This is a genomic window from Providencia sp. Marseille-Q8014, assembly GCF_965112055.1.
On sequence record NZ_CBCOPT010000001.1, the window covers coordinates 2,237,605 to 2,249,740 of the forward strand.

Annotated in this window: 11 protein-coding genes; 5 read left to right on the forward strand and 6 right to left on the reverse strand. The window is 39.6% G+C overall.

Annotated elements, in window-relative coordinates:
* Positions 1-8: 8 nt before the first annotated feature.
* Entirely contained in the window at positions 9-887 is an 879-nt protein-coding gene (locus ACWPW6_RS09770) for an EamA family transporter (protein ID WP_247047895.1), read from the reverse strand.
* 84 nt (positions 888-971) lie between these two features.
* Between ACWPW6_RS09770 and ACWPW6_RS09775 the strand changes: the two genes are divergently transcribed.
* The gene (locus ACWPW6_RS09775; RefSeq protein ID WP_154624243.1) at positions 972-1,460 is read left to right on the forward strand and encodes a MarR family winged helix-turn-helix transcriptional regulator; all 489 of its coding nucleotides are present in this window, start codon (positions 972-974) and stop codon (positions 1,458-1,460) included.
* A gap of 171 nt (positions 1,461-1,631) precedes the next feature.
* Here ACWPW6_RS09775 and ACWPW6_RS09780 read toward each other — a convergent pair whose 3' ends face one another.
* The 4 genes from ACWPW6_RS09780 to ACWPW6_RS09795 form a co-directional block, all read right to left on the reverse strand.
* Positions 1,632-2,516, reverse strand: coding sequence for a 4Fe-4S binding protein (locus tag ACWPW6_RS09780; protein ID WP_154624244.1), 885 nt, complete (start codon positions 2,514-2,516; stop codon positions 1,632-1,634).
* A gap of 141 nt (positions 2,517-2,657) precedes the next feature.
* Positions 2,658-3,317: a CerR family C-terminal domain-containing protein gene (locus ACWPW6_RS09785; RefSeq protein ID WP_249998746.1), complete on the reverse strand. Its 660-nt coding sequence runs from the start codon at positions 3,315-3,317 to the stop codon at positions 2,658-2,660.
* Positions 3,318-3,338: 21 nt separating this feature from the next.
* Positions 3,339-4,604, reverse strand: a complete 1,266-nt coding sequence (locus ACWPW6_RS09790; RefSeq protein ID WP_154624246.1) for a M24 family metallopeptidase — start codon at positions 4,602-4,604, stop codon at positions 3,339-3,341.
* A gap of 138 nt (positions 4,605-4,742) precedes the next feature.
* Positions 4,743-5,939: an anthrax toxin-like adenylyl cyclase domain-containing protein gene (locus tag ACWPW6_RS09795; RefSeq protein WP_154624247.1), complete on the reverse strand. Its 1,197-nt coding sequence runs from the start codon at positions 5,937-5,939 to the stop codon at positions 4,743-4,745.
* Between the two features lie 273 nt (positions 5,940-6,212).
* On the opposite strand from ACWPW6_RS09795, the gene ACWPW6_RS09800 reads away from it, so the two are divergent.
* Together ACWPW6_RS09800 and yghU are read left to right on the forward strand one after the other, a co-directional pair.
* Positions 6,213-7,370 (forward strand): iron-containing alcohol dehydrogenase, encoded by a 1,158-nt coding sequence (locus ACWPW6_RS09800; RefSeq protein WP_154624248.1) that lies wholly within the window; start codon positions 6,213-6,215, stop codon positions 7,368-7,370.
* 49 nt (positions 7,371-7,419) lie between these two features.
* Positions 7,420-8,259: a glutathione-dependent disulfide-bond oxidoreductase gene (gene yghU, locus ACWPW6_RS09805; RefSeq protein ID WP_163861722.1), complete on the forward strand. Its 840-nt coding sequence runs from the start codon at positions 7,420-7,422 to the stop codon at positions 8,257-8,259.
* A 60-nt stretch (positions 8,260-8,319) separates the two neighbouring features.
* Here yghU and ACWPW6_RS09810 read toward each other — a convergent pair whose 3' ends face one another.
* On the reverse strand, positions 8,320-9,741 hold the full coding sequence (locus ACWPW6_RS09810) for an MFS transporter (protein WP_249998747.1): 1,422 nt from the start codon (positions 9,739-9,741) through the stop codon (positions 8,320-8,322).
* A 97-nt stretch (positions 9,742-9,838) separates the two neighbouring features.
* Here ACWPW6_RS09810 and ACWPW6_RS09815 point away from each other — a divergent pair, with 97 nt between their 5' ends.
* Together ACWPW6_RS09815 and ydeE are read left to right on the forward strand one after the other, a co-directional pair.
* On the forward strand, positions 9,839-10,624 hold the full coding sequence (locus ACWPW6_RS09815; protein WP_154624251.1) for a helix-turn-helix transcriptional regulator: 786 nt from the start codon (positions 9,839-9,841) through the stop codon (positions 10,622-10,624).
* Positions 10,625-10,927: 303 nt separating this feature from the next.
* Positions 10,928-12,118, forward strand: a complete 1,191-nt coding sequence (ydeE, locus tag ACWPW6_RS09820) for an efflux MFS transporter YdeE (RefSeq protein ID WP_154624252.1) — start codon at positions 10,928-10,930, stop codon at positions 12,116-12,118.
* Positions 12,119-12,136: the final 18 nt, after the last annotated feature.

A 12,136-nucleotide genomic window follows, 5' to 3' on the forward strand; every position in this document is an offset into this window, starting at 1 on the left:
TCGCTTAATTATACGGCTTGTTGTAATTTCCGTTGCGCTAATCGTTTTTCTGACTGTTGACTCCCCCAAACACTAACTAATATCACCACCATACCAACAAATTGTAATAAACTTAGGTGCTGTTCTAATACTATCCAGCCTAATACAACTGCACTCACTGGGCTCAAAAAACCTAAAGAAGCGACCGAACTCGGCCCCAATAATGCAAGTCCTCTAAACCATAATGCATAAGTTAATGCACCACCAATCAAAGTTAGATAGCTGATCCCAAGCATATTCATGACGGTGAGTGAAGGTAATGCAGGCTCTAACCATAAAGCAAACGGTAATAATACCACTCCACCTGCTGTTAATTGCCAAGCAGTAAAAGTTAATGGTGTCACCGGTGGCTGCCAACGTCGACTAAGTACGGTACCCGCTGCCATCGAAAAAGCGCCAGCAAATCCTGCAATGATACCTGTAAAGTCCAGCGCTGCACTTGGAGTTAATAGCAATATTGCAACCCCTGCAATACCTGTCAATGAAGCGACTATTGATAGTACTGAGAGTTGACTTTTCAACAACCAATAGCTTAAAAACAATACAATTAACGGTTGTACAGCCCCCACCGTTGCAGCAACACCACCAGGTAAACGGTACGCTGAAACAAACAACAACCACCAAAATAACGAAAAGTTTAAGATCCCCAATACAATAACCCGTAGCCACCATACGCCTTGTGGCAGCTTACGCAGCCAAATCAATAATAATAAACCCGCAGGTAACGCTCTTAATACCGCTAAAGTTAGCGGAAATCCAGCGGGTAGCATTTCCGTAGTAATTAAATAAGTACTTCCCCAAACAATAGGTGCTAATGCAGTTAGCAATAAAATGGAATAACGATTCATTATCAAACTCGGTTAATTTATCTTGATATCAAGATAGTTTTAACTTACCTTGACGTCAAGATAAATTATTGACATAATTCACCTATGGATCGCATAGATAAAATCACTCAACAATGGGCCAATCAACGTCCCGATTTAGATATTAGTTCGATGGGCTTGATAGGTCGTTTAAGCAATATCGTTTTCCATCTCACTCGTGAAATGGAAAAAGTATTTGCGCAATTTGGCCTTAATCGTTCAAGCTTTGATGTGCTAGCAACCTTACGCCGAGCAGGAAGTCCTTATACCCTATCCCCTGGTGATATGCTTGCTACTCTCATGGTTACGTCAGGGACAATGACAAATCGAATCGATCAGCTAGAAAAAATTGGGTTAGTCGCACGCCACCCTAATCCTGAAGATGGGCGTGGTTTTTTGGTTTCATTAACTGACAGTGGATTAGCTCTCATCGATCAAGCAATTGAAAAACATGTTGCCAATCAAGCAAGGCTAGTGGAAGGTTTAAGCCCTGAAGAACAGGCGTCGTTAAATCAAATTTTACGCGTATTTCTTGCCTCTTTAGAAAGTCAATAAATCACCTTCTAGCTTCAAATTATTTGAGCGATATAACACTATCGCCCAATGTATCAAATTGCCACTAGTTAATGCGTTATACAGTGCATTAAAGCCGAGCCATTCGCGAAGAAATAGAAAGCTAAGATTTTAACGCAAAAATGTATAAGGCAATCTAAGCATACCCCGACTTTATAACCAACCCTGCTTTTTATGCTGTGCACAAATCGGACATAAACGCTCATTTGGTTGCCAAGCTAAAAAAGAGAGTCGACATTTTTCGCATTGACCATCGTAATAATGGTATATTCTTGCTTGATTATCTTTTGCCACAAAGGGTTTGACGTCAATGGATTGAGGAAAGCATACCACTTGGCAACTCATACAACCTGTGCATTTTTTCTCATCAAAAATAAATTGATTATTTTCTAATTTAATAGCCTGTTCATCACAAACTTTTGCGCAAGCACCACATAAAATACAACTCTCTGCATTTAACTCAATCTGGAACCAACTATCTTGCGGATAAAATTGCTTACGCGCATTAAGACCGGTTCTGACTTGACCTTTACTTAATGGGTTTTCGTCTAATTTTTGTCGAAAAAATAATGAACGTCGCCCACTATCAACTTCAGGCGCTTCAGTCACCACTAGCTGCCAGACAGGCTCTTGAAGATGTTTAAGTTTTACATTCAGTGCAGCAAGTACTGGTAACCACTTATCCACTAATGGTTCAGCAATTTCTATGCCATTAATCTGATATTGCTTATGCCACACTAATAACTCTTCAATACTAGCTAATGGCTCATCATGGCTAATGACTAAACGGTTATTATGATAGGAGCGTTCATGAGGATCGATATTATCGATTGCATCAACGGGGCATGAAAACAAACAATTACCACATTGATAACAAAGTTGATTATCAATAGCAGCACTCATGGAACCCAAAGTAATCGCCTCAACAGGGCAAACCTGTGCACAACTATCACAAACACTATTTTTGAGGCGTTTTCTTACGCATTTACCATTAATCATAGGCTCAGGAGGAAGCTCCATCCTAATAAAACGCCTCATACAACTAAACTCCATGACTTAGCAATAAGCGCCATTATACCCATTAATCAGAATTTATGGGAATGATAGTAAACCAATGATTGATCATGGACAGGTAATAACAACAGTCACCATGATAGAGAGTATGATGATAACTGTTTTTTATACTCGTAATGCCCTACTCGCTAATAGACTTATTTGCTGTAAAATTTCATCAAGTAATGATTGGTCAATGTTATCTTGATTCAACCTTTTCAATAACGGTCTTTTCGCCACGACGAAACCTAAGACCTGACCAATCATTGCATGTGCACGAATAATTGCAGTCTGTTCATCCAGTTGAGTGATAAACTGAATCAATCCTGATAACCGAATATGAAATGGTTCAATAAAATCACGATAAATAATTTGGTAATTCTCTGTCGGTTCAAGCTGCTCCCTTAAGATCAATACCGAATAATAATTATGCGCTGGCTGTAACAACGCATTTCCAAGACCATTGATTAACATATGCAGTAAAGCATTGGCTTCTTCTGTTTGTCTGGATGACTGCTGTGTCAGTTTCGTGAAAGCCCGATCAAATTCATGAGGATGGCTCGCAGCCGCAAGATCGGACGCAATTTTTTGAATGACAGCGGAATAGACCCCTAACTTTCCTCCCATATGATAAGGAATGGCTGATTGGTTGACCCCTGCATTGTCAGCTAACTGACGAGTTCTTACCCCGGCAATTCCATGAAGAGCAAATAATTTGATGCCTTCATTTATCAATTTTTCTTTGGTTAGCTCAGAAGAAAGCGTATTTTTATTCGTTTCTGTCATATCCCGCTGTGACCTTATGGGTTAAATATCGGCTCGCATCAAATACGTGGAATTAGTATTTAATTCAATGCCTTTTTCTTTGCCAACGACGACGGTTCCGCCTAAATTACATAAATGATAACCAAAGGCGCAATTAGGTTCAAACGCAAACGTCATACCTGCTTTTAGTACTAATTCTCTGCCTGGATTAGGTAACCTTTCTAATTGGCGATACTTTTGTGCAATAGGCAGTGATTCAATGCCAGGCGCTGTGCCGAAACCAATTGGCCCATAAGGATTAATACTATGAATCAATGGATGCACGTGCCAACCCTTTGATTTTAATAAAGGTTGTTCCATTTTATCGACAACCTCACCAAAAGTAACCCCTTCTTTCAAATATTCAATACCAATTTCATAGCACTCACGTGCCACTTCGGCGGCTCTTTCGACGTTAGGATGAACTTTACCGACAGCAACAGCGGCTTGATGTTGAGTTTCATACATGCCATACAAAGCAAATATTTCTGTTAAAACAATATCACCCTCTTGGATTTCACGAGGTTTTTGTGAACGATATTGCCACGCGGGTTGTCCCCAACCAATATATTCAGGGCCCGAACCCATTAAGATTTCAGCCGTAAATCCTCCCATAGATAAACAAGTCGATGTCACAGCAGCTGCAATGTCGGCTTCAGTATTCCCCGGAATTGCAGTTGCACGCATGGCTTCACTCATCGCTTCACCAATCATCGCAGCATGCCGAATATGCGCTAACTCCTCTTCACTTTTAACAGAAGCTAACTGGAAAAATTGTTTATACACGGGAACAAAATGGATATTGGGTAACCTTTTTTTAATTTCTGTTAAGGTATTAAATGGCATTGCCCCATCAAAATAGAAAGGAGGGTATGGCTCTAAGCCTATTACACCTATTTTGGCGTTGGATGAGATATCTAAATCAATTAATATTTGTGCAATATTACGCCCTGTTTTACCTACAACAATTTGTTCAGGTGAAATCCACTGTAGATCACCACGCATGGCTGCTTGCATATGGTCAGCAACCATCATGGGAGCAAAAGTAACCACGACTGGCGGCTTATCAAGGTGGAACAAAACAACCGATCCTAATCGGTCATTGGTAAAATAATGGTCGATACAAAATGGTGCTGGTGCCGCAGACTCCCTATCACCATATACCATCAAGACTTCAAGACCATTAGCTTGCATAATTTGACGTGCAAGGTTCCACCTTCTATCTCGTTCATTAATAGAAAATGTATTTGGGATCATCGTATTTTTCATAAAAACCTCATTTCATTCATTTGAATGAATTAAATGTAGATCATATCCTAACCGTTTGTCAAAAAAATTTGTGTTATGTGAGTAAATATATGATGTAAATGTCTCTAAGGTATTGTTTAAACATATCTAAATTCATATTTAAAAATGAGTGATTTTTGATTTTAAATTAACCATAGAGAGTCTACGTTTAGCGTATTCAAAGCTTGGACGTCTGACTGAGGGTAATTCATTTTTCCACAAAGGATTAATGTTGATGTGGTAACCTTCTTCTTTGGCTATTGTTATCAATTCCGCCAATTCCTCTTTATTGGCGATAATGCATAACTCATCAAAATGCCCTATCTTTTTAGGTAAAGCAAAAGTGGCGGGAAAATTTGCCTCTAATTCAGTCATTGGATTCGTCGCATCTGCACTATGATGGACCACTTTTTCGGCCTCTCCCACCAGCGCTTTATTGATCAACGAGATCATTTCCTTTGCCCGTGGTGAGGCATTACCTACCTCACGATCTTCATTCTGATAAAAATGAGTTTCATCCATGTAACCTTGTCTCAGGTTTGAGTCTTTAGGTAAATTTTGATATGTTTCAATACGTTGTTTATATATTGAATGTGCGACATCAGGGACGGGTACCCTATCTTGAGAACCAAAATATCGCATATGTGGGCCAATCAATAACAGATCATAATCAGCAGTAATAGGAACAAAGTTTTGAACAGAAGCCAACACTTCAAGTGTTTTTCCTTCAAAATAAATACGGTATTTCTGCTGTTGTGGTAGCCATTTAGCTTCAAATTGATAATTGCGTCGACTCGGTCCTTCAGCAGTAAAGTGCCTAATACCTTGTGAGTTTTCGAAACTAAGCTGATGAATCGCCCCCAACTGTAATAAGGTTTGTAACCGCTCCTCCGTTATTTCAAGCGGTACCGGTATAGAATGTCCTTTTTCAATACAATCACGTACAAAAACGTTATATTTATCAATTTGTTGTTCTGATTTATTCTCTAATTTGCTAAAACGTTGGTCGACACAAATTAACCCTGCCTGTGCCCCCCATGAAGCACTTTTACCTTTAATATGAAAGCCCTTTGTTGGATTACCCGCAGCAATCAGCTGTGTTGCAAAACGATCAACAGGGCGGATACCAATAATACAATCTTGTTCCTTTGCAACTTGATGTAATGGAGATAAATGGCTCGATACTATACCTGTATTCCGGCTAACCTCTTCTACGAGTCGTTCTATACTATGAATGCATTTCTGTTCTGTAGAAGGGGTTAAGTTTTCATGATATTCATTACTAATCTTGTGGTGATATTTATGTATTGGGATCATAAGCCTTCCTTAGCTGATCAGGTAAATTCCCTCACCTTGTATCAAAATCCCTCTCCGTTCGCTTGTATAAAGCGACTTCTTGATATTGATATAAAAAATAAATAGTTACATGTATTTATAACAAATAACACCTTGCGATAATACATAATCTAATTATGTCTGTATAATGTGTTAAGCTAGTTAATACATTAATAATTTTTAATGTTTTTGCCTTTTTCCCAGTTGTTCAAGGCAAAAAAATATCCCTGTTCCATGCTGAAATAAGGTCTATCTATGAAAAATTTCGAATTTTATAACCCAACACGTATTGTATTTGGTGAAGGTAAAATCGCTGAATTGAATAGATTGGTGCCAAAAGAAGCCAAAGTTTTGATCCTTTTTGGCGGCGAAAGCGCTCGTAAAACAGGCACATTAGATGAGGTTGAAAAAGCATTAGGTAACCGTCAAATTGGCCTATTTGGTGGTATTGAAGCCAATCCGCGCTATGAAACCTTAATCAAAGCCGTCGATAAAATTCATCAAGAAGGCTATGACTATTTATTGGCTGTCGGTGGTGGCTCAGTCATTGATGGAACTAAATTTGTCGCTGCTGCTGCAAATTTTTCTGGCGATAGTTGGGACATTCTCACTAGCGGCGGTGAAAAAGTGAATACCGCGTTGCCTTTTGGTACTGTGTTAACACTGCCGGCAACAGGTTCAGAAATGAATAAAAACGCTGTAATTACCCGTGAAGCAACACATTCTAAACGTGCTTTTATGCATGATACTGTGTATCCACAGTTTTCTATTTTAGATCCCGTAAAGACATTTACTCTCCCTCCACGCCAAATCAGTAATGGTGTCATTGATGCTTTTGTTCACGTGATGGAACAGTATTTAACCTATCCAGCGAATGCGCCTGTACAAGATGTTTTCGCTGAAGGCTTATTAAAAACGCTGATTGATATCGGCCCTAAAGCCTTAGCTAACCCACATGATTACGATACGCGTGCGAGTTTAATGTGGACTGCAACTTTAGCATTAAATGGTCTTATCGGTGTTGGCGTGCCACAAGATTGGTCAACACATATGTTAGGACATGAAATTACTGCATTATATGGGTTAGATCACGCGCAAACTCTTGCGATTGTATTACCGTCTATGTTGCTCGAAAAACGCCCGCAAAAACAGGCTAAACTTGTGCAATATGCACAACAAGTCTGGGGTATTCATGAAGGCTCTGAAGAACAACAGGCTATTCGTGCCATTGAACTCACTCGAGAGTTTTTTGAACGAATGAATGTGAAAACGCGCTTCAGCGATTACAATTTGAATCAAGATGTCATTGAACCTTTAGTAGAAAGTTTGATCAAAAATGGCATGACCGCGCTGGGTGAGCATCATGACATTACACCTGAAATCAGCCGCCGTATTTATATTGCGTCTTTATAAATAACTCGGTACTTACTCAATGTAGCAAGCTAACGAATTGGAGATAAAAATGAATAATTCAACCTATACCCCTCCTAAAGTTTGGAAATGGGAAAAAGGTAACGGTGGTAAATTTGCGAATATTAATCGCCCTGTATCAGGTGCAACACATGAAAAAGCCCTGCCTATTGGGAAGCACCCTCTACAACTTTACTCGTTAGGGACTCCTAACGGGCAAAAAGTGACTATTATGCTGGAAGAGTTACTGGAGCTAGGGATTAAAGAAGCAGAATATGATGCTTGGTTGATTAATATCAGTGAAGGCGACCAATTCAGCTCAGGATTTGTAGAAATCAATCCAAACTCGAAAATTCCAGCGCTCGTCGATCGGAGTGGTGAGCAACCGATACGAATATTTGAGTCTGGCTCAATATTGACTTATCTTGCTGAAAAATTTTCTGTATTTTTACCCACAACACAGCCTGAACGGGCGGAAACCTTATCTTGGCTATTTTGGCAAATGGGGTCGGCTCCTTTTCTGGGCGGCGGTTTCGGGCATTTTTATGCGTATGCGCCAGAAAAATTCGAATATCCGATCAATCGATTTGCAATGGAAGCTAAGCGCCAACTTGATGTACTCGACCAACGTTTAGCCAATAATCAATATATTGCAGGTAAGCATTACTCCATCGCGGATATTGCGATTTGGCCATGGTACGGAGCATTAGTTAAAGGCTGGCAATACGATGCGGGTGAATTTTTGAGTGTTCATGAATATAAACACCTACTTCGCTGGGCTGATGAAATCTATGCTCGTCCAGCAGTACAACGTGGACGCCGTGTTAACCGTCTGCAAGGTGATCCTGCTCAACAAGTTCGTGAACGCCACGATGCCAGTGATCTACTGTAATTCCGTTAATTCATTATGATGCATTAAGCCTTATACTATTTGTATAAGGCTTTTTATTTTTTACGGATGCTTTGGAAGCTCTTTCATTGTCGCTTTGCCGATAATCTTTAATAATAAAACCGCCGCACAGACCGCCATTAAAAAGTTAAACACTAATCCCAAACTAACCGCATTTTTAAGTTGTTCAAAGGGTAATTGGTATGAGAAATGAGTTAAGCCATATTGCATGATCACTGATACTGCTGTTGCGCCTATTGCGGCGCCAACTTGCTGTAATGTCGCCGTAAAACCAGAAGCTTGCCCTACCATTTGGGATGTTACTTTCGCAAGAACTAGGTTCAACATTGGCGTCATAATCATTCCTTGAGTAAAGCCTATAGCCAGCAGAATAGGACTCAGCCATACCACTGAATGATTTGATGAAAACCAATAGAGACCGGTCAGTAATAATATATAGCTAGCCCCATAAAATACGGCTCCCCAAAATACAATTCGCTCACCATAACGATTTATCCAATGGGGCGTGAGTAATGAGGAAATAACAAAACCAACACTGGCTGGAACAAAAACTAAGCCTGATAAAAAAGGCGTTAACCCGATTCCGTTCTGAAGTAACAAAGACAACATTAAAGGAAATGCGGATGAAGTCGCATAAACACTCATGACCACCCATAAACCAATAACAAAAGATCGATGACGCAAAATACGCATACTTAACAATGGAGCTTTTTCCTGTTTTTCCATCCTCAGTTCATGACGAACAAACAACGTTAACATCAATACGCCACATAAAAACAGTAGTGAACTCACTGTTGACCAGCCCCACACGGGTAACATGAGAAACGGTAATAACCCACAACAAATACCCATGCTTGACAAGAAAACGCCACGCCAATCTAAATCAACTCGACTTTTTTCTCCTTCCTGTAAGAATCGAGATAAGGCAATAGCAAGAATACCTATCGGCACATTAACAAGAAAAATAGTTCGCCAATTGAGTTCAAATAGATTTAATGTGATTAACCAACCACCAAACGCCTGCCCTGCAATGGCCGCTAATCCCAAACTCATTCCTAAATAACCGAAGGCTTTTTTAGCCTGAGATTCATTAAAATTTAATCGAATACTGGCATATACTTGTGGGAAAAGTAATGCGGCAGACAACCCCTGCAAGAAGCGAGCGATAACTAATAATGTCGCTGTCGGCGCAAGTGCACAAAATAAAGATGTGATAGTAAAAAATGCCATGCCAGTGCGGTATAAGGACTTTTTACCATAAATATCACCTAAGCGCCCGCCAGTAATTAGCAATAGGCCAAAGGCCAATTCATAACCGACAATGATTAATGTTAGTTCGGTTAAATTAGCATTCAATGACTGTTGAATACTAACTATGGCAACATTCACCACAAATAAATCAAAAATTGTTACAAACCCTGCCAATAATAAGACAAAGAGAGCGATACGTTGCTGCTGATTCATAATCTTCTCATTCAGATGACTAAAGAATGAGGACTATAAATAGAAAATTATCATGGTACAATTTAACCATTTATACTATTACTAAAGACAATAGGCTATGAAAGAAAAACAACGTAACCGACCTGAACTTGCTGATTTTTTAAGGCAAAAACGTGAAAGTCTTTCTCCTGAATCGGTTGGCTTACCGAGAACCTCTCGGCGTCGAACACCAGGGTTACGCCGTGAAGAAGTCGCGGCACTGGCAGGTGTTGGGCTTACATGGTATACATGGCTTGAACAAGGCCGTGATATTGGTGTATCCACACAATTTCTCGACAATTTATCAGCAGCTCTGCATTTAAATAGCGCAGAGCGCCAGCATCTTTATTTGTTAACCCATAATCGGGAACCTATCGCAACCGCCAAGACCGAGCACCATGTTCCCTCTGCTATTTCTCGACTGATCGCTGATTTCCCTGAAAATTATTTATGTTATGTACTCAATCTTCATTGGGATGTACTGGCTTATAACCCTCGCGCAGACGATTATTTCCATTTCTCTGAGGCGGAACCTTATTATTGTAATTTCCTATATTTATTATTTATGGATCAACGTTATCAGGAACGGTTCGCAAATTGGCCGTTAGTGGCACAGCAATTACTGGCAAGCTTCCGCCGTGATTATGCTCGCACTAAAAATGATCCTAATATCAAAAAGCTCATTAAAATATTAACAGAACAATCCACATTATTTAGCCAGCTTTGGAATAAACACGAAATATACCAGCCATGCACAGGAGTGCGGGAGCTGGTCTATCAAGGAAAAATAGCCGATTATGATTATTCTTCCCTAACTTTTGACATTGAAAAAAGTAACCGCCTATTAGTCTATATCCCTAAATAAGCTAATATGCTGAGGGGTGAAGATATTTTCACCCTTGTCATCTTTGTTTTAATAGCTTATCGATTAATACCATCCAGCCAATATAAAAGTAGTAGTGTATTACACTATAAATATGATGTTATTCCCCCTATACCCTATTTTAAAAATCCGAATACGAGATAGGTATAAGGGAATATTTTGTTTTTATCTTTTTTAGCGATTGTTGCTGCTCCCCCATTCCCTGTCATCACAAAATTCGGTAATTTATAACGTTAACAGTCAGTGCTACAACTCAATAACAATTATAACGCTAGGTCGTGAGTCATGTTGTCTAAATCAAATATTTCAAATAGCGCTTTACTCTGCTCTTCACTGCTATTAACCATTGGACGTGGTGCAACATTGCCCTTTATGGCAATTTACCTAACACGCGAATATCAAATGGCGATTGATATCGTTGGTGTTGCGATGTCTTTAGCGCTGACTGTCGGTGTCTTATTCAGCATGGGTTTTGGTATTTTGGCCGATAAAGTTGATAAAAAACGTTGTATGCTCCTTGCTGTTATCGCCTTTATTTGCGGTTTTATTGCTATCCCATTATCTAATCATGCTGTATTAGTGGTTATTTTCTTTTCGCTCATTAACTGCTCTTATTCTGTTTTTTCGACAGTATTAAAAGGTTATTTTTCAGATACACTCTCCCTTTCCGTTAAAGCGAAAGTATTTTCACTTAATTATACTTTTTTAAATATTGGTTGGACAATTGGGCCACCACTTGGAACATGGTTATTGATGTATAATATCAATTTACCTTTCTGGTTGGCTGCTATCTCTGCTTCTGTTCCTATTTTCTTTATCCAACGTTATGTACAGAGTGTAAAACCTGTTTCTCATCACGATGAAACAAAACACCTTTGGAACCCCGCAGCAATGCTGCATGACAGAGCGCTTGCGTGGTTTATTCTATCGACTTTTCTCGGTTCTCTCGTGTTTGGTTCTTTTACAACGTGGATGTCACAATATGTGATTACTGTTGCAAACAGTGAGTTTGCACAAGCCGTTATTGGCGTTGTACTCCCTGTGAATGCCGTCGTGGTTGTCACCTTACAATATATGGTAGGCAAACGCCTCACGCCTGATAACCTTAAACGTTACATGACGATAGGGACTATCTTCTTTGTCGCTGGTTTAGCCACATTTATGGAAGCGGGTGAAAACTTGTACTTATGGGCGTTAGGTTCATTTATTTTTACGTTGGGAGAACTTATTTATGCACCAGGTGAATACATGCTTATCGATAACATTGCTCCGGAAGGCATGAAATCAAGCTATTTTTCTGCTCAAGCACTGGGTTTACTCGGTGGTGCATTTAACCCCATGATCACAGGGATTGTCCTCACTGAATTACCGCCTAAAGCTATTTTTATCATCTTGATGATCTTCACTGTTCTTGCTTGGATGAGTATGCTCAGAGGCATGAGTGTGAGACAACATCGTCTATTACAAACACAGTAATAATCGTTGGTGAAGCGA